Here is a 19,724-nt window from a genome sequence, read left to right on the forward strand (position 1 = left end):
TTTTCGTTGAATCCCTCTGTCAAATGTCAAGCCAATCTTCTTGACAATGACATCGAAATTAAGATGCGATTACCCTGCATTGAACTCTCAACCAAACTGTTGAGCGTATTCAAAACCCAACCCGACCACGCCTGTCGCTACGGCTCACTGCTAGTTAGCAGTTGCAACCAAGGAGCCAAATTGTTAGATAGCTCCCTTGACGGCGAAACCTTGCGAGTCAAAATTGTTGATTCTCAAAGCGATGACGAGAGTGAAAAAGCGAAAGCTCATAAGTGGCAAACCGGAGACTGTCACGGTAAAATTTCACCGGCACTAGCCCAACAATTAGGAGGGAATTACAACCGACCTTTTCAATTCAGATTTGCCTGGATGCAGGAATGGGGACAAGAAGACTGCCACACTCCAGAAATTAGCTTTCTTGCTAAAGGAACGCTGTTGCCTGATGCTAATTTAACCTCCGACTTGGGTTATGATATCATTATGGATCGCTCCTCTATCAAAGGAGTTGCTAAAGAGCAATTAGCTGAACTTATCCCCTGTGGTGACTACGAATTTCCCAAAGCTATACTGGGAAATCGAGGCAACGCCAAAGTAACTGAATACGAAAATTCCTGGCAATTTTCGATTTGGTATTCCGAAGCAGCTATTGGGGCTGACATAGCCACACCGACCAAAATAGAAGCCCAAAAGCTAGCTGACTTGCAAAATAACCGGCTGCAACTTGCCAAATACTTAGTGGAGCAGCACGACAAAAAAGCTGCTTTTCAATCTAGCCTTCACGAAGACAGCAGCGGATTAGAAGACGAAACAGATGAAAAAGCCCAACGCAACGAATCCCGGCTAATTTCAATTTTGAGGAACGACAAACTCGGTCAACTCCTCGACTTTCCCAAAGTCGTCGATTTCATGCAAGAACAACTGGCTAAAAAGTGGAAAGACTTAGCAATTAAAGGAGCAATTCATCATGGTTCAGCAATGGCTCAACCTTGTGAAAGCCTCAAGCCCGGTACAATTGTTGCCCCTCACTTGCGACACGGCACAGAAGTCATCGTTACCCGATACCCAATTGTCAGTAAAGATAACATCCGCCGCTACACAGTAGACAACAAAAGCCATCGCGCATTAACGCAATACAAAGGGTGCGTTTTCATTCGCTCTGACCAAGCCATGCAGCATCATCAATGTGATTTTGACGGCGACCAACTGGTAGTTACGCCTGCTTCTCGGATGCCGAATATTGCCTCTGAAACCAGGCACGCTAATCAAGAGAATGAGTACGATGCAGTTGAGAAGCGAGAGAAAGTTGACTACACTAAAGCTACCGATAGTGATGGCGATCGCAAGTATACCAAATTGCGGCAAATTGCCGTAGCGATCGCCCAAAATAAAATCGGCTGGGTGGCTACCTTAATCGGGAGAGTGCAATCGTCAGCAGCAGAACCAGGACAGCCAGAAAGTTTATTCAATCAACAGAAGCGGAAGCTTCTTGGAAAGCTGTTTGATGCCCTGCAAATTGAAGTCGATAGTCCCAAAAGTGCTACTCGCACCGAAGACCACCACCCCACCTTGTTGTCCAAGGCTAAGCAGTGGTCAGAACAGCACCCAAGCTACCTATTTGACTACAAAGACGACCCCAGGCTTTACAAAACCGTGCCATTACCTATAGGAGACGGCACCGCTATCAATTGCATTGCTAGGGAGGCTGTTAACCCAGAGTGGGAACCGACTCGTTTAAAAAGCCGCCACCGCGACGAATTTCGCTACTTGTTTGAGTCTCCTTCGGACTTAGATGAGCGAGAAAAATGGGAGAAACATTATGTCAGGTGGGCGCAAGATATTAAGGAACGCTATCGAGAAAGGATGGGTGAAATTCACTTGGAGTGCGGCGGCGATTCTAAGGCAATTAAAGAAGCCGTCAGCAAGTTATACGAGAGCTTAAGAGCCGATGTGACCGAAGCTTGGACTGACCCTGAAGAACGGTTTTTAGCTGCTAGTGCGATGTGGCACGTCGAAACCGCAAATCCCAACTTAGAAGTTCCTCGCAAAGCTTGTAAGGAACTTTCTCGCCAACTGCTGATTGAATTCAACCTTGAACCTGAGTACGAGCGACTCCACGAAGCAATGCCAAAAGACACTTACGTTCTGAGTGTCCCTTTCGAGGAATTTGAACGGGACGGCAGCAATAAGACTGTCAGGGATAAGAAGCGACAGCCAGTTGGCAAAGACTTAGCTGGACATTGGAAAGAATTGTTAGACAGCAAAGGCATTAAATATGAAGCAACTTTGCATCCGAGCCTGCCAATGGTCAATTTTGCCTTAATTGAACCCAGCGAAAAACTGGTGGGAATTCTTGAGAAGAAGTTTTGCGAAAATGTCAACGACATCGACAGTTTAGACTTAACCTACCGCGATGGTCTTGGTCGCACCAAAGATGTGAGTTCACGCATTGTAGCTCCTGCTGATTATACTTGGCTTGAGTCCCAAAACCAAACACCTAAAGCAGCATTGGTTCTCAACTTGTTTACAGATGAAATTTGCCAGCAGTTGCAAACCTTTCAGTTTGACAGAGCTGAACTGATTGGACAGAAGTACAATGACTTGAAAGATGTTGACTTTAGCAGTCCAAAATGGAGGCAGAAAACATTGACTTTTGAGGTGGGTTCTGTTAGCGGTACCGATTCAAGGCGCGACGGCAGCCCTATTGTCCTCCTTGACGGACAAGAGCTAGCCATGTTCTCTGCTAATTCACCTAAATTGCCGATCGGCACTACCTTTGAGGCCACTATTGAACCCTCGCCTAAAGGTAGTGCTCTGATCTTAAACATCAACCCTAGCTCTGTGCGACTAATTGAATCAGTTGAGGAACTTGCAGAAGTCGCGCCAACCTTTTGTCAAGAGCGATCGCAATCCGTATCGCCAACCCCTTGTCAAGAGCGATCGCAATCCGTATCGCCAACCTCTACCCAAAACAAACAGCCGTCTCAACCCGAAGACATTCCTGCCAGCCCCGCCAACCTCTCACAATTGCTGAAAGATGCGATTTGTGAAGCATATAACCAAACTGGAGAAACTACAATTCCTGTGGGAAACTGGACAGCTTTTATTAGCAAATCTCGCAATAATGTTAGGTGTTTAGTCAGAGATGAAGCTGATAATCCGGTCTTAGCTGCTGACTTAAAAACAGGTCAAGTTATTAAAAAGCTTTCGGAAAATAGCAGCGCTCACTTTCTCAAATATCTCTTAAAAGTCGATCCTGAATTAGCTTCGGAATCTTCAAAATTTAGAGTTGCCGACGCACAACTTTAACGTAATTTCGGAAGTCATATTATGTCCGCTAACTAGACCGTAATTGCAATTCTATTACTTTGCTGTGGCGAATTTACAAATACCTGCTCATGCAAATCATATAAAAAGCGCAAACCTTTTCAATGCGTGTTGCCTAAATGTGTCTTGCTTGTCGAAGGTGAAAGTCGAATGACGCAAGAAAAGACACATTCGACTTTCACCTCCCTTGAGGACATTTGTACAACACACATTGAAGCCTGCGGTTTTATGGGTATTTTGACGGACATGATATGACACTTCTTTTGCTCCCGCTTAACCTTCCCCCTCCGATTGGAGGGGGTCACTTTAACTCCCCAAAACCGCTCTTTAGAGTGAAGTCACTAGCCACACTGCTCGAATTTCATGGGAAATATCCACTCACGCCGCCACAAAGATTATGGCTACAAAAACAGCATACCGAAGCCGAAGCCAGGGAAATTACATCACCCCTAACACAGCGGAGGGCAAGAAAATCCTCAACTACCTAAGAAATCGCTGCGAGAAAGCTTTAGATTACTGCCAGGAAAATGGACTCACCAGCGTAGAAGATTTTGCCGATGCAATTGAAGAACTAACGGAAGCCGACGGCAAACCTGGCATTAGCGTGGAGGTCAAGCACAACGGACTCGTCCTCAGTTTGAGCGATCGACCAGAGTACGGCTCTACCACAGGAAAGTACATGATGGAACACTTAGGAGAGCCGGACGACAACCGATTTACTAAAACAGGAATTGAAGCATTACTCGATTCGCCTCGAACTAAAACAAGGTCTAAGAAAGACAATTTACTAGATGAATTGGATGATGAGCAACCCTCCCCCAAGTCTAAATTTCAAACGGCAAATAAGTCTAAAAAAGACGATTTACTAGATGAATTAGAGGATGAGCAACCCTCGCGTCGATCGAAATCTCAAACGGCAAACAAGTCTAAAAAAGACGATTTGCTAGATGACTTAGAAGATGATGAACCATCGCACAGATCGAAATCTAAAGCCAATATCAAATCGAAAAAAGATGAAATAGAAAATTCGGATGACGACGAGCCATCACCCAACTCTCAAACCAAAAGAAGATCCCGAAAAGATGACGTAGAGGAGTTGGAGTCGGAAGAACCACTGGTTAAATCTAAAGCCTTAAGCCGCTCTCCGAGAGATGAGCTAAGTCAGTTAGATGAGTTTGAACTCGAAGCACCTAAACCCAAAGCTAAGTTTCAAACTAAAAGCCACCTTCAAAACTCTGATCGAGAAGATTTGGAAGAAGAAGAATTATCAGCTAAATCCCAAACCAAAAGAAAACTTCAGACAGATGAACCGGTACAAATTGCTGAATCCTTAGCAGTCACACCTTCCAAAACCCGAACGAGCCAACAGCGACCTCAAGGCAAAAAATCAAACGACCAGAACATCGATAGTATCCTCGATGCTGCTGTACAAGTCAGTGGTAGAACAGCCATTTCTGGAAGTGAGGTAGAAGGTACAACTGTCAGCGGCATGAGTGCTCAAGTTGCGGTTCTCGCTACTCTGATTGGCAAAAAAGCAGCTTCTCAAATTATAGAAGCTGCTCTTGGGGCTGGAAAAGAGCGCCAAGTTGCCGATCTTGTCAAAAGGCTCAAAGCTCAAAGCCAGCGAGCTGACTCGCTCTCCCAGCGAGTTACCAACTTGGTTGAAGCGGATTCAGTTGCAGATGCAATGGTCGAATCCGAAACTTTACCAATAGCTGAACCGGAGCCAGAACCGGAACAAAACATCTTACCTGAACCGGATGCCGAACTTGTGTCAACACCCGGTATGCTCTTAGCTAAAGCTGTTAGCAAAGTCCACGGAAAAGTTGATAAAATTTCCGGCAGTGTGAGAGACAACAATTCTGAAAAAACGGCTTCTATTAAGATTGACACAGAGGCGAGTTTTGAAGAACAGCTCGTACAAATAAATGAAGCACTCAACCGACTTGAAAAGCGACTCGATACCCTAGAACAACGAATAGAAGCTTTAGAGAACAAACTTTCTCTTCAAAAAAGCGAGACAGGCGTTCAAGCTGGCGAGGCACAATTAGAACCGCCCGACAGCTCAACTCCATCGCTCAGCGACCAATTCGTACAAAACGCAACAGAAATAGGTGAAAAAATTTCATTGGAATCAACAATCCCAGCTAGCAGCAGCGCTAGCGCTACTGCTAAAAAAATCACTGTGACAGCCCCAAATCTTACTCAGGACGCGCAACTTGCAGCAACACTGGCAAAAATTTATAGCCTAGCTGAAGAAGAAGCAAATGCGGAAGGCATTGCATTAGAAGACGGCGTAGATTTTGGACAAGCCAAACTTTATGTAACAAATTTTGACTCCTCTACCGCTGTCAGCTTAAAAACTAAGGAAGGCGAGGAACTGTTTTCAGCAGTACAGGATCAAACTGGAGAATGGGAAGTTACAAACGACTTCCTGAAACCTGAAGAAAAAGAAGAACTCGACCGCTTAAAGATTTTTCAACAAGCTCTCAACCAAGAGCGGCTAGCTGAAATGGTAAAGAGAAGCGGTCAGGATGAAGTGAGCTTTACCGATTCCCAGGGCTCGCGCCTCGACTTTGAAGTCGAATTCAGCGATAAATCCAAGTCGAAGGGTACTGTCAAAGGCTTTAACTCTCACAGCGAGATAGTTTTTGAGGCTAGCCTCCAAAAAGGTAATCTTGAGGTACTTCTGTGCGACATTCCACCAGAAGTAGTTGAAAATCTCCTCTCCCAACAGCAACTTGCTCCAAACCAGAACTCCAACAAGCAGGAAGCTAGAAAAACTGAGACCGAAATGGAAATTTGAAATAACTTTTTTTACTTGCACCCTCCATTTGGAGGGGGTCACTCTCACTGTATAAAATCACCTTTTTTGGCGATTTTGCAGGGATTAGGTGCAACTTAAATTGGCATTAAAGCACTCAAGTAATCGAGATAGTGACATGGCTACTTACTTAGACCAAACAAGAAATCAACAAAACCGCAACTCATTATCACGCTGGTTAAAACAACAGAAAATAAAACTGGGCGACCTTCCATTCCTCGGCATTTGCCTAGCCTCGCTCATCTACTTCAGCATTCATGACCCGCTCTTAATTGCGACTTTAGGCTGCTCCAGCATTGTGTTTTTGAGTTTATGGCACCTCACTAGAGCTATTCCCATTGTAGAGCGATACATTGGTTGCAAAATCCGCTTTTGGCACATTGCCACTGCCATTATCACCTCTACTGCACTTTTCTCCGTACTCGATTCCCCAGCCAACGCCCTCTTCCTCTCCGGCTTAGAAGAATTTATGCAAGAACTCGCAGAAGGAGCCTCTTCAGCAGGAGGCGAAGCTATTGATGCTGAAGTCATCGAACTGATTTTCAACTTAATTCGCGGAGCATTTCTTTTGTTAGTAGCAGCCGCTTCTCTTTTCGCCTACAACCAAGCACAACAAGGTAATGACTGGAGACCAATTGTTACCCAAGTTGCCTTAGCCTTTGCCATTGTAATTGCCGTTGACGTAATAACTTTTCTGTTCATTGGCAATGGCGGAGGTGGAGGAGCTTAGGGAAGAATGGGAAGGGGAATGGGAATGGGGGAGTGGGGGAGATTAGAGGTGTGCAGTAAACAGCAAGCTGTTTAAATTTTCAGGTAGATGGCAGTTACACAATCCCTCATTTCTCTTCAAGTGGGTGAGTATATGTTAGATGTTGAAGCCCTCTAGTTTTTATCGGGTTGTTGCAATGCAAGTTTTCAAACTTCTCCCCCTCTCCCACTCTCCCCCTCTCTCCCTCTTCCCCTCTCCCCCATACCTCAACCTCAAATCTAAACTCGTTTAAATTATGATCAAAGACCCAGATAAAGACTTTATTTCCGTCAATAAAATTCTCGGCAAACAAGCCAGCATCGGCATCATTCCAGCGGAACAGCTAATTCCCTGGATGCTAATCACTGTAATTTCCTACATCCTCACCAACGGCCTATTCAGCTTAGGAATGCCTTGGTTTTTCACCACTACTTTCTGGCTAATTATAAGCTGGTGGCTCCTGACAGGTAACAAACCTCACCTTTTTGTAGACAGGTTTAGACCTCCGCCGGGGAATGAGTGGTACAACGGTAATCTTTTATACCTTTCTCCCGTTCCCCAACACCGACCAAACCCGATTCGCCACCGAATCAGCGATTCACAAGTCCGAGTCCAACTTAAACCCAAACTTGCTCCCAATCAACAAGGAGGTAACAGCCGACTTATGCCCTTCCAAAACTACCAAAACCTCCTGTGTTTAGTGACTGTCAAAAAGGATGGTCGAGAAGTTTCTGGTTACTTACTGAATGAAGGCAGTCAATATCAAATTGTATTCGGATTCGAGACGGCTGGCTTTCACAACATCCTGTACCGCCATGAAGTAAACAACGCAGCTACCGCCTTAGAAGAGGGGCTAAAAGACATTGCCCCAGGCGAAAAAATGACCTTTCACACCGGCTGCTACAGCAGCGATTGCGTTCGCCAGCAACAGTTAACTGAATTGGCTGACAACTGTCACCTCAAACCCATTTCTGTACTCGTTCGTAACGAACAGAAACGCATTCAAGAACTCAACTTAGCAGGTTCCCGACAAATGTGGAACCAAACTATTTTCTGCACTTGGACATTCAACGCTCAATCTGGCTCCAAATCCAATGACCCTCTGAGCAAATTCATCAATGGAATTGTCAACACAGCCAACAGCATTGCTGCACAATTTACAGGCAACGAGCGCATCTACTCTGAACGTTTTTACAAACAACTGCTGCTCGACGCTTTCGAGCAAGGATACATCCGTTGGGAACTCTTGCTAAACACCAAAATCGGACTGGAAATTCAACCCATGAATGCCCGTTCGCTGTGGGGGTGGCTGTGGCAAAAATTCAACAACGCACCTGTGCCTCCTATCCCTCAACTTCTCACCTTAAAAGAAACCGCGTCGGACTACAAACTAACCGAAACCATCAACAGTCACAAACACGCCTGCACCATTTTAATTGAAGGTATGAGCGGCCGTTCGAGCTGCCCGGAACACAGAAAAGCTAGCTCACGCATTTTGCTCCCCGGCAGAAACGCAGAATGCGGCGTGCTAACAATGGAAGAGGGCCCCGGCGGCTGGCTCAATACCAGAGAGCAACTGCAATGGCTCTGGAAAATTATGAGCAACAGCTACGTCCGCGATACTGAAGCCGTTGTCGAAATTAGCGCCGCTCCCAACTTTATTATTCAAGACAACTTAGCAAGGCAAGCTAAACAATCTAAAAGTGCCAAAAAACGCGCTTTAGAAAAAGGTCAAGGTCGCGATGTAGGAGCAGAAGTCAAACAGGAAGAATCCTTTGAAGCCCAGAAAAAAATGTACAAAGGTGCAAGAGCAATTCACGCTGCTGTCACCTTCTTAGTCTACCGACCAACGCCGGAGCAACTAACACACGCTTGCCAAATGCTCTCCCACAGCTTCGGCTCTGCCAAGGTATTAAGAGAGCGCAACATTGCTTGGCAACTGTGGCTAGAAACTTTGCCCATTACTGTAAGCTGGCTGTTGCACAGCAGTTCGCTAATTAACGAACGCCGTCTCACCTTAGACACCGAAACTGTCCCCGGTATTTTGCCCTTAACTGCTGTAAGGGACATCGACTCAAAAGGAGTTGAATTCATCACCAAAGGCGGCAAACCCGTGTACGTTGACCTCATGCACAACCAAACTAGCCGCGCCGTTATTACAGGTGAATCCGGTTGCGGTAAAAGCGTTGTAGGATGGCGATTTGCGGTCGATGCTTTAGCCACTAATATCCCAGTAGTCGGTATGGACATCTCAGCAGGAAGCGGCAGTACCTTTGAGACAGCAGTGAAACTGTTAGGCGACGACGGTGCGTACTACGACATCACCTCTGGCAGCTCGAATCTACTCGAAATACCCGATTTGAGGCGTTTTGACAGAGAAGAGCGATCGCGCCGACTAGACCAATGGAAAGAGTTTATCAGAAAAGCGCTGACTATTATCAGCATGGGCAAAGTCCGCGACCCAAAACTAGCGCAGCGAGTCGATGCCATTTTGCTGCTAACTCTGAAAAAATTTCTGGAAGACCCAGACATTATCGAGCGCTACAATACGGCCTTTGAAAAAGGCTGGAAATCGACCGCGTGGCAAGAAATGCCAACCCTCACAAACCTCCTGAAATTCTGCACAAAAGAGCAACTAAACCTACAAACCTTTACCGACTTCGACCGCATTGCCATCAACCAAATTATCACTCAATGCAACGCATTACTAGCCTCACCTTTAGGAAAAGCAATTGGCAGGCCGAGTACATTTTCACCCGAACCCGCTGTTAAGTTTTTTGCCCTTAGCGGTTTGGGCAACGAACAAGACCAATACCTGATGGCAATTAACGCCCACGCTGCTTGCATCCGCAACGCACTTTCTCACCCTAAAAGCCTATTTATCGGAGACGAACTTTCGATTTTGTTTAAAAAAGACGGATTTGCTGAAGTAGTAGGCGAACTCTGTGCAGTGGGTAGAAAGAATGGCATTTCAGTGCTCTTGCTATCCCAAGATATCGACAGTATTTGCGACTGTAGTGCGGGAACTATGATTATGCAAAACATGGTGTATCGAATTACCGGAAGATTGACATCAAACGGAGCCACTTCTTGGATCAAAAATTTGGGATATCCGGCTGAAATTATTAGCCAGAATGCCACAGAAGCTTTCCTTCCCAGAGCTGCCGACCTTTATTCCAATTGGCTAATTGAAAAAGGAGGTCGTTTCTGGCAAAGCCGATACTATCCAGGCGAAATGATATTAGCAAGTGTGGCTAACAATCAAGCTGAATTGATGGCTCGTGCGCGAGTGATGGCTCAATATCCCAATACGTTAAAAGGGCAATTGCTAGCACTCAAACAATTTGCATCGGAATATGTACAAGCCGTTAAAGAAGGGCGTTCATTAGCCAATATTGGCAAGAATGCAGTCACAGATATCAAGGAACACAAATCTCATCAAGACCTTATTGCTAGCTAGACGGAGAAAAACCGATGAAATCACCGAAAATTCTTGTCAAACTTGCCCTCAGTATTCCTGCAATTTGGCTGAGCTTAATACTGAATTCTGTTGAAGCAAAAGCTCAAACATCTGACAGCAATCCGACTGCTACACAGCTTCCCAGCTTAAGCAATCCTAACAGCAGCACTTTCAACCGCTCCAGCTTCACAGTTCCCAATCAACAAATAGAAAGCCAAATCCAACAATCAGCTAATAACTTCTTGAGCAACCCGAAAGAAATAGGAGGTATAGAAAACACAATTAGCGACATAACAGGCGAAATTTCAGATACCATCTCCACCATCTCCGACAGCATCTCAGGCATCTGGGACAATTTGTTAAATAAAGTCGAAAAATTTAGCAGTGAAATAGAGTCAACCCTCTCTTCATTCCTAGGAGAATTGAAAGTTCCAGACCTAAAAGAAGCAGTTAAAAGCATAATGGACGGCAACACCTCCGAAAGCGAAGGGACAAAACTATCCGCTGCTTTAGAGAAGAAACCGCAAGATTCTTACAGCCTCAAAGAGAACAACGCAGAGTTAGCAGAAAGAGAAAGTGCTGTCAGTGAAGCCAATAAAGCCACTCTCAGTAAAGAAGCTCAACAAAAGCAAGCTCAGATGAAAGAAATTGTCCAGCAGAACGTAGAGCAAACTAATCGCGAGAGCCAAAATTCAATGGAATTGGGTGCTGATTCAGAAGGTCAAGATGTCACACAGAACATTATGAGAAATATATCTCAACAAAGTGCGATCGCAGCTAAGCAAGCAGCCTTATCAGCAGAAAATCAAAGTGCTTTAGTCATGCAGGGCCAGCAAGCTCAAATCGATCGCAGTTTTGCCAACATTCTCAATGCTCAACAAGCTGAAGAACTCAACGAAATTAACACAGCCCAGAGACGGCAGGATGCTGCGGCTGCTACCGCTTCTTCTACTCAAGCCGGACTGTTTCAAATGCCGGGAGGCATCACCCTAGGGGCAAGCGAAGACTGAAATCACAAAAAGGAGACACCGCGATGCTGACACAACTAATCGCCCAAACTAGCACAGCAGGACAAGCCCTGGACACTCTCTCTGATGCCATAGAAGTCTCTCAAAAAACCGTCGAATCGTGGAATTTAGTTTGGTTTAACACCTTCAACACTCAAGAATCCTCTCTCTGGATTGCTTTAGTTAAACTCGGACTAATTCTGGCGGGAATATCTGTTACTTACCTCGCTGTCACCAGTGGCAAAGAAATCATCGAAAAACAGTCTTGGTCAGAGCTAGTAGCCATGTTTATCTGGCCGCTTGTGATTGTAGTATTTCTCAGTAACAACGGTAAAGTCTTAGCTGAGAGCATCAAATTCATCAAAGCTGTAGGCAGCACTCAAGTGCAAGAAATTATGAAGATTCAAGTCGGAGAAATGACCTTCAGAACTGCCCTGAGCGACGTTAACCTCACCAGTGCTGGAAAAGAAGAGATTGAGAAACTCTACAGCGAATGTCAGGGCAAAGTTGGATCAGCTTTAGTGGAATGCTGGAACAGCAAAAAACAGCCAGCTCAACAAATCCTTCAGGCAGCCGAACAGCAAAATGGAGGACCTCTCAAAAGCTTGCAGCGATTTGTCGAAAACTTAGGCAATGTTGCCAATCTTCAGGATATAGGAAATGGCGATTTTGCAGGGCAAGTTTTTAGGTCTACTGTCTTGCCCATCATTCGCTTAATTCTTAGATCGGTACAGTGGGCATTTGTCAACATTTTAGAAGCAGCCTTGTTGCTAACAGCTTTATTCGGGCCTCTGGCAATGGGTTTATCACTATTGCCACTGCAAGGAAAACCAATCTGGGCTTGGTTAATAGGATTTATGTCGTTATTTGGAGTGCAATTGGGCTACAACATTGTCGTTGGATTAGTCGCTGTAGTGATTGTCAAGTCCGATGCAGAGTTAGTTACAGATATCGCCTTTTTATTCTTTTTAGCTGTGTTTTCTCCCGTTCTAGCTGTGTTAATAGCCAAGGGTGGAGGAACTGCTTTGTACAGTGCGATCGCCAATAGCACCAAACAGCTTACAGATATTGCCAGTAACGCGATCGGCGTTATTGCCGGAAAACTGATCTAGGGGAAGGGGAAGGAAGCATAGATTTTCGCTTTTTTGAGTTGAATCAAAACTAGCACTAATTAGTAGCGATAAAAGCTAATAATAACTTGTTTGTCCTCCCTCTCTCCACCCTCCCCCACTCTCCAACTCTCCCTCTCCCTTCCCCTTCCCCCTCCAATAAAACCATGAAAATTTCACAATCCCAACCCTTACTCCCTGAATCTAAAAACACCTTAGCCTTGTGCTTTGTCCTGCTAACAAGCTTTGTTTTCCTCCTGACAATTGCTGTTTTAGTGAATACAGTCAGTTTGAGATCCTTATCTCAAAGAAAAGTTACCTTTGTCCAGTTAAAAGACGGAACCGCAGCACGAATTGCAGAACAAGATGAACTGTACAGAGAGCCGAAAATTATCCAAAATTTTGTATCCAGTTGGGTAAATTTAACCTGGGCTTGGTCAGGCAAAATTCCCGGCACAAATGACCCAGACCCCGGCATTAAAGTTAAAGGTTCCCAAGTTCCTACAACTGCTTGGATGGGTTCCTTGATGATGGAATCAGAGTTTGGTAAAGCTTCCCTGGTCGAACTTGCCAAACTCGTTCCCAACACCATCTATTCAGGAAAAACCCGCTCTGGAGTCTATATCTCTCACATCTCAGAACCCAGAGAAATAAAAAGAGGTGTTTGGGAAATAGATGTAATTGCTACTCGCGTAGTGCTAGAGCAAGGTATTGGAGAAAGCCGAGAACAGTTTAATCGAACCTTCACCGTCAAAGCCGTAGAAATTCCCAAATCCCCTCTCAAAGAAAACGCTAATGAATTAGAGAAGACTATTCACTCTTTGAGAGCAGCCGGATTAGAAATTTCCCGAATTGTCGAATTCAAACCATAGAAGAGGAAAGAGACATGGAAAGGGGCCGAACCGACAAGTGGGTAAATTTAAAAACCTACCGTAACAACTAAATAATTTAAACATTTAGTATGTTTCATCCCTTTGCTTGAAGTCTTCTCTCTTTGCTTTTTTGTTTACAGTTAAACACAACACATTCAACTCTAAACCCATGACTAACAAAAGAAATGGATTAACCGAAAATCCAATTAATACCACTCCTGATAATAGTACCACTACAGCCAATATGAATCATACAACTGCATCAAGTGAATATACCCCCAATAATGATGACGATAACATCAATTCCCCTATTTCCCCTTCTCCAAACCCTTCCCCTTCTGACGATGATATTGATGAAAACTTCATTGCTAATTTCGACCCCAATGCACCCCTAACATTGGAAACTCAATATCAACTCGCTCAAGATGAGGAAAGCCCACTGCCCCCGCCTGTTTCCGAAAGAGGCGTTCCTAGAGCAGTGACAATACTGCTATTGACTGGTGGAATACTATTGCTAGGACTGCTGATTTGGCAATTTATCAAGCCTAAATCACCTCGCGAAGCTATCGCACAATCAACACCAAAAGAAAGCTCTTCTGGCACCATTAAAGATGAAAAACCGGAGTTGCTGGCTAAATTAGCTTACCAAGACCAACAAAAACTGTTAGCCGAAAAACCGCAAAAAACCGCAAAACCCAAAACAGAACCGTCGCCCAAACCGTCAAGAACCCCACGAACTCCGCGAACTCCGCGTCTAGTCGCTACCCGGAGCGCTGCACCGCCACCTACTCCTCTACGCGAACCCCTACCCGCACCCAGAACAGTAGTGCGGACGGTAACACTACCCGCACCCATACCTCAAAGAGTACCCTCAAGAACACCCGCACCGGCCCCCATACTCAAACCGTTAGTACCCCCACCTTTAATTCCAACTCCAACAGAAGAAAAAATCGACCCGTTTGAGCGGTGGAACCAACTCGCCCAACTCGGACAAATTAGGGGAAATTTTGACCCTAACCGAATAGCGAATGCCGTGAGTGCAACACCAAGCACTCCAGCGACAACAAGTGCTACCGCCGCCGCTCTGACAAAGCCAGCTCCCACAACTGAATTCCTAACAGTCAATGTCGGCAACCAAAAGTCGCAACCCTCATACGTTTCTTTCGAGCAAATCCCACAAGAATTATATAACCGCCCAAATAACGTCAGCGAGGAAAGGCTACACCCGGAGTTTCCCCCAGCAGAGGACAGCCTCGAAACCACTGATAACTCCCAAAACTCGACTAACCAATTAACTCCGGCTGCCCTTTCCCCCCAAACAAGTTCCGATTCTACCGATAGCCCAATCGAGACTGCGGCTCGACTGAGCGCTCGCCGAACGTCCTTGCCTGATACAGAATTTCAAACCCTTTCCCCAGAAACTGCTCCAGAGGCTTCTGCCTTAACAAATTCCCCAACTCTGGAACAAGTAAACTCCCCAGGGGCAAAAGGCATTCTCAACCGCACGCCCCAAAGTTCCTCAACCTCCCAAACAGCTCAGGTTCCCCTTGGAACCACAGCCAACGGCATAGTTTCGGTTCCCCTGCTGTGGGATGAAGGCTCAGGCAAACAGCTTTACGACAAATTTGCCGTCACTCTCACAGCCGACTTCACGGCAACTGACGGCTCTATTGCTTTTCCTGCGGGCACGGTTGTCATTGCCAAAGCTAACACCGTCAGCAAAACCAATCGCATGGTACAAGCTACTGCTGTGGCGCTCGTCTACTCTGATAGAAACGGTCAGATTAAACAGCAGCCCATTCCAGAAGGCGCAATTTTGATTGCAGGAGAGGGCTCTGGGCCGTTGATTGCTTCAGGCTACTTCGACCCAGGTTCCGATATTGCCGGACAGGATATCCTCACCGCAGTGCTGTCGGGAGTTGGACGAGTCGGTCAAGTATTCGCAGAGCCTAAAGTCAGGAGCTCTAGCAGTATTAGCGGTAGGTATGTCCGCAGTACAACCACCGTTGAAAGTCGAGACCCCCAAATTTGGTCAGCCGTCCTCGATGGCTTCTTCAGCCCCCTGGCAAAACGGATGGAAAGCCGCTCAGATAGAGCAACTGAAGAACTTTTAAATCGCCCCAATGTAGCTGTGGTTAACAAGGGAACCCCGGTTTCTATTACTGTTAACAGCTTTCTCAACATTTACCGTTGACCGAGGCGTTGGTAAACGGTTAAGTCGCCCCAACGCGACTGCGGCGACTAGTAAAGGAAATCCCCGTTTCTACTGTCAACAATTTTCTCCACATCAACGAATAACTGCCATGACGAATCGCATCCAATCCCCAAGAATGCTTTCCCTCGGAGGGCTTTTGTTCACAGCAGTGTTCGCTACTGCAAGCTACCCCGACTGTGCTTTTGCTCAATCAAGAGTAACAGGCTATCAAACTGTGGGTCGAGATATTGCCGTCAATAGTGCGATCGATATTTTAGTCTATCCCGGTCGCGCGAGTGCGATCGACTTCAGCTCAACCGATGAAGCTGTCGCCTACGTTTTAATTGCCGACCCCTCAAAAATAGTTTTCAGCACCGACGCACAGTTGGCAAGCGGCCAAGCCAAAACTGTTTTCTTGCGTCCCATTCAAGCGCTCAATTTTCCGGGAGCTACCACAGCTACCATCACTAACCTTTCAATCAAAACTGTAGATTCAAAAGGGAAACAGCGACTTTACAACTTCAACATCGTTCCTACCAACAAAGAACCAGAACACTTAGGAATTCGCATCGCTCCCGTCACCCCAAGAATGTCGCCGACTGTGAACGTTGATAGAGGTCGCGCACCCTCTGCATCAGATGTTGAAAAAGGATTGCTGATTGCCATTCAAAAAGGCTACACAGCAGCCAACGACCCAGTAGTCTACAGCGTGCGACAATTTTTAGCTCTGGTAAGAAATCAGAATCTATCGGTGGCCGATGCTGCTGCACGAGCCGGAGTAGACTTGTCTGTGATTGTCGAGCTGAGCCGCATTGCACGAGAAGAATTCAACTACCCTGGAACAAGATTTCAACAGCGACAACCGCCAACAGCCCGAACTACTCGGCTTCTTAAAAGTCGCTCTGCTTTTTGATTGGAGCCGGAGCTGCGGGAATAGGTAACGGGAATGGGGAGTGGGGAGTAGGGAATGGGGAGTGGGAGAGAATTGACTGACTGTCTCCTAACTTCCTATTACCCATCCGATTATCGAAAAGTTGAGATGCGAATCCTCTCCTCAATACTGCCAAGCTGAGTCAGGCTGGAGCCTGTGTCACTAACCGCTCGCTCTGAGAACTTATGGCTTTTGACGGATTCAGATTGGTTTGAGGCTGCACTATTAATAGGAATTAGTCAAACAGCATAACGAGACCGAGCGGGGATGGTGAGTGAGAAGAGGAGAACTCTTCTACTTCTGGTGTTACTCCCCTCTGAAGAAGAACATTTTTTTCCTCATTCCCACTCCTTTTTTTTAACCAATGTTCAGCCCAAAAAGCTCAGTTCAAAAAAAGTCTGCCCTCCCGCTGCGCGTTGTGCTTACAGTCCCCAACGCTCTCCTAATTTCAACCTTACTAGCTCTAACGGGATGGCTTTCTTTTCAAACAGGGCGGCAGACAATGAATGACTTAGTTGCACAGCTATTGGGAGAAGCAACGAGCCGCATCTCTGACCGCCTTGACAGCTACTTAAAAGAACGGGTTGGGGTTGGGAAAGAAGAAGGGACTTATAAGAAAATGCAAACTGGTTCGGTGAACCAACTTCGCCCAAGTCAAACAGCCGGAGTCACAATCAAACCAAATGGGGAAAGAAATGGGTCAGACTCTCCAAAAACAATATTCCGTCAACAAAAAACAAATTCTGCTTTTTCTACCCCAACCTCAAAATTTAACTTGCACGATTTCCACATCAGCCCTAACTGTCAAGCCTTTATCTTAGACCGTTCGGGACATTTAGTTGCTTGGAACGAGGTAACTGAACCAAAACCGTCTATTTCTGTTGACGGACTGCAGCGAGAAAGCACCCAAGCTCTGCAACAAAAAGTAATCCAGCTTTCAACAGAGTATTTGCTTAAACATTATGGCAGCCTCGCTGCTATTAACAGCAGCCAAAATCTTAACTTTACCGCCAGCAACTCTAGATACTTACTGCAAGTCAGACCTTTTGAAAACTCGAAAGGCTTAAACTGGCTGATTGTAGCAGTTGTCCCTGAAACCGATTTTACGGACAAAGTTCAGGCTAACACCCGCAACACTATTTTGCTCGTGCTGCTGGCTTTGGTTCTTTCTATCTGCCTTTTGCTGTCCATTTCCCTAAGAATAGAACAGCGGCTGCTGCGGTTAATTTCGGCAACAGAGGCGATAGCTGATGGCGACTTCGACTCAACAGTTTTAGGTAGCGGCGTTGCGGAACTCGAAGCCTTAGCTTGTGCTTTCGAGCGCATGAATTCCCAGTTAAAAGCATCTCGCCAGCGGCTAGAAGAATATTCCGGCGATTTAAAGCGGCAAGTTGCACAGACAACGAAGGAACTAAAACAAGCTAAAATTGCAGCCGAAAGCGCCAATCGCGCTAAAAGTACCTTTCTGGCTAACATGAGCCACGAATTGAGAACGCCTCTGAATGCGATTATCGGTTTTGCTCACTTGCTTGTGAACTCTAAAAAAACTGCACCGGAACAGCAGTCGAGTTTAGATATTATCAATCGCAGTGGCGAGCATTTGTTGAAACTAATCAACGATATTTTGTCGCTGTCCAAAATTGAAGCAGGTCAAATCACCCTCGAAGAAACTGCTGTTGACTTGTACAGTTTGCTCTCGGACATAGAACGGATGTTCCAACTCAAAACTCAATCATCGGGATTGCAACTTGTTTTTGAACGCAGGAATGATGTACCGCAATACGTCCGAACTGATGAAAGCAAGCTGCGCCAAGTTTTGATTAATCTGTTGGGCAATGCTGTTAAATTTACTGAGGCGGGTAGGGTGAAGCTGACTGTAAAATGCCTTCAGTCTATGGCTAAAAAACCGCTATCCAAGTTCTTTCTCCAGTTCTCGGTGAAGGATACAGGCCCTGGTATTGCCCCTGAAGAGATTAGCCGTTTGTTCAAGCCGTTCGTGCAAACTGAAACTGGTAGGAAATCGCAAACGGGAACGGGCTTGGGATTGCCAATCAGTAGCTCTTTTGTAAAGCTGATGGGTGGCGAAATTAAGGTCAAAAGTTCTGTGCGGAAAGGTACGGTTTTTAGTTTTTACATTAAAGTCAGTCATGCAACTGAGAGCGAAATTTATGACAGACTGCCACAAAAACGAGTGAAGGGGTTGGCATCCAACCAACAAAATTATCGCATTCTGGTAGCGGATGATGAGTCGGCAAATCGGTTGTTGCTAACTCAGATATTGAAGTCGGCTGGCTTTCTGGTGTGGTTCGCGGATAACGGAATTAAGGCTGTTAAATTGTGGCGAAAGTACAAGCCGCATTTAATTTGGATGGATTTGAGGATGCCTGTTCTAGACGGCTTTCAAGCTGCTCAAAAAATTCGAGCACGGCCGAACGGTTCTAACACTAAGATTATTGCTTTGAGCGCTAATGCTTTTGTTAAAACCCAGGAACTCGCCATGTCGAACGGCTTCGATGACTTTGTTGCCAAACCGTTCCGAGAAACAGTAATTTTTGAGAAGATGGCGCTTCATTTGGGAGTTCGCTATATCTATGAAGAGGAGTCGTCTAGGAAGTCCGAACAGGATGAGCCTGTTATGCAACTGACTTCTAAGTCGCTGTCTGTGTTGCCGAGGGAGTTGATTGAGAAGCTTTACAAAGCAGCCGCTTGTGGAGATGAGCAAGCAGTAAGGCTGTTGATTGAGCGAATTCCGCTGTCGCAGAAGCAAATTGCTCTGGCTTTGACTAAATTAGTTAACAATATGAGCTTAGATATTATCAGCGATTTGACTCAGAATTGCATTTCGGCCGATTGTACTATCGCAAAATCCCAAGACTGCGATCAAAGTTAACTCGGTTTTTAGATTCGTACCTCATATATCAATATATGAAGTTCAACCTTAGTCTATCGCCACATCCCAAGACTATTCTCAAAGTTAACTCGGTTTTGAGAATCGTACCTCAGATATCGATATATGACGTTCACCGAGTGCATTTCGGTAGATTAGGCGAACTCACCATCCCAAGATTGCGATCCAAGCTGACGGGGTGTTTACAACCGTACCTCAGATATCGATATATGACGTTCGGCAGATTGTACGAGCGCCAAATCCCAAGACTGCGATCAAAATCAACTCTGCGGTGAGAGTCGGTACCTCAGATATCGATATATGACGTTCGGCAGATTGTACGATCACCAAATCCCAAGACTGCGATC

Annotated in this window: 10 protein-coding genes; all 10 read left to right on the forward strand. The window is 45.7% G+C overall.

The genetic code is table 11. The features are described 5' to 3' along the window. The first annotated feature begins 63 nt into the window (after positions 1-63). The 10 genes from QT992_RS19565 (at position 64) to QT992_RS19610 (ending at position 19,359) form a co-directional block, all read left to right on the forward strand. A complete protein-coding gene (locus tag QT992_RS19565) occupies positions 64-3,306 on the forward strand; it encodes a hypothetical protein (protein ID WP_333337199.1) in 3,243 nt (1,080 codons plus the stop codon). Between the two features lie 415 nt (positions 3,307-3,721). Beyond that, the gene (locus QT992_RS19570; RefSeq protein ID WP_333337201.1) at positions 3,722-6,130 is read left to right on the forward strand and encodes a hypothetical protein; all 2,409 of its coding nucleotides are present in this window, start codon (positions 3,722-3,724) and stop codon (positions 6,128-6,130) included. Positions 6,131-6,266: 136 nt separating this feature from the next. Continuing rightward, a complete protein-coding gene (locus QT992_RS19575; RefSeq protein ID WP_333337203.1) occupies positions 6,267-6,878 on the forward strand; it encodes a hypothetical protein in 612 nt (203 codons plus the stop codon). A gap of 274 nt (positions 6,879-7,152) precedes the next feature. After that, positions 7,153-10,356, forward strand: a complete 3,204-nt coding sequence (locus QT992_RS19580) for a hypothetical protein (RefSeq protein ID WP_333337205.1) — start codon at positions 7,153-7,155, stop codon at positions 10,354-10,356. A gap of 14 nt (positions 10,357-10,370) precedes the next feature. Then, positions 10,371-11,366, forward strand: a complete 996-nt coding sequence (locus tag QT992_RS19585) for a hypothetical protein (RefSeq protein WP_333337207.1) — start codon at positions 10,371-10,373, stop codon at positions 11,364-11,366. Positions 11,367-11,389: 23 nt separating this feature from the next. Further along, positions 11,390-12,475 carry a hypothetical protein gene (locus QT992_RS19590; RefSeq protein ID WP_333337209.1) on the forward strand — a complete coding sequence of 362 codons (1,086 nt, stop codon included), beginning with the start codon at positions 11,390-11,392 and terminating at the stop codon, positions 12,473-12,475. 164 nt (positions 12,476-12,639) lie between these two features. Continuing rightward, the gene (locus QT992_RS19595; RefSeq protein WP_333337211.1) at positions 12,640-13,344 is read left to right on the forward strand and encodes a hypothetical protein; all 705 of its coding nucleotides are present in this window, start codon (positions 12,640-12,642) and stop codon (positions 13,342-13,344) included. A gap of 169 nt (positions 13,345-13,513) precedes the next feature. Continuing rightward, complete coding sequence (locus QT992_RS19600) at positions 13,514-15,538, forward strand: hypothetical protein (protein WP_333337213.1); 2,025 nt, start codon at positions 13,514-13,516, stop codon at positions 15,536-15,538. A 109-nt stretch (positions 15,539-15,647) separates the two neighbouring features. Next, the gene (locus QT992_RS19605; RefSeq protein WP_333337215.1) at positions 15,648-16,451 is read left to right on the forward strand and encodes a hypothetical protein; all 804 of its coding nucleotides are present in this window, start codon (positions 15,648-15,650) and stop codon (positions 16,449-16,451) included. Positions 16,452-16,971: 520 nt separating this feature from the next. Further along, positions 16,972-19,359, forward strand: a complete 2,388-nt coding sequence (locus QT992_RS19610) for an ATP-binding protein (protein ID WP_333337217.1) — start codon at positions 16,972-16,974, stop codon at positions 19,357-19,359. The last annotated feature ends 365 nt before the right edge of the window (positions 19,360-19,724 follow it).

Source organism: Microcoleus sp. T3_D1 (assembly GCF_036700405.1).
Classification (GTDB): Bacteria; Cyanobacteriota; Cyanobacteriia; order Cyanobacteriales; family Microcoleaceae; genus Microcoleus.

What these genes read in the sequence shown, in the direction of transcription:
- QT992_RS19580 (WP_333337205.1), top strand. Translation starts at nt 7,153, where the DNA reads ATGATCAAAGACCCAGATAAAGACTTTATTTCCGTCAATAAAATTCTC.
- QT992_RS19575 (WP_333337203.1), top strand. Translation starts at nt 6,267, where the DNA reads ATGGCTACTTACTTAGACCAAACAAGAAATCAACAAAACCGCAACTCA.
- QT992_RS19605 (WP_333337215.1), top strand. Translation starts at nt 15,648, where the DNA reads ATGACGAATCGCATCCAATCCCCAAGAATGCTTTCCCTCGGAGGGCTT.
- QT992_RS19590 (WP_333337209.1), top strand. Translation starts at nt 11,390, where the DNA reads ATGCTGACACAACTAATCGCCCAAACTAGCACAGCAGGACAAGCCCTG.
- QT992_RS19600 (WP_333337213.1), top strand. Translation starts at nt 13,514, where the DNA reads ATGACTAACAAAAGAAATGGATTAACCGAAAATCCAATTAATACCACT.
- QT992_RS19595 (WP_333337211.1), top strand. Translation starts at nt 12,640, where the DNA reads ATGAAAATTTCACAATCCCAACCCTTACTCCCTGAATCTAAAAACACC.
- QT992_RS19585 (WP_333337207.1), top strand. Translation starts at nt 10,371, where the DNA reads ATGAAATCACCGAAAATTCTTGTCAAACTTGCCCTCAGTATTCCTGCA.
- QT992_RS19610 (WP_333337217.1), top strand. Translation starts at nt 16,972, where the DNA reads ATGAATGACTTAGTTGCACAGCTATTGGGAGAAGCAACGAGCCGCATC.
- QT992_RS19570 (WP_333337201.1), top strand. Translation starts at nt 3,722, where the DNA reads ATGGCTACAAAAACAGCATACCGAAGCCGAAGCCAGGGAAATTACATC.
- QT992_RS19565 (WP_333337199.1), top strand. Translation starts at nt 64, where the DNA reads ATGCGATTACCCTGCATTGAACTCTCAACCAAACTGTTGAGCGTATTC.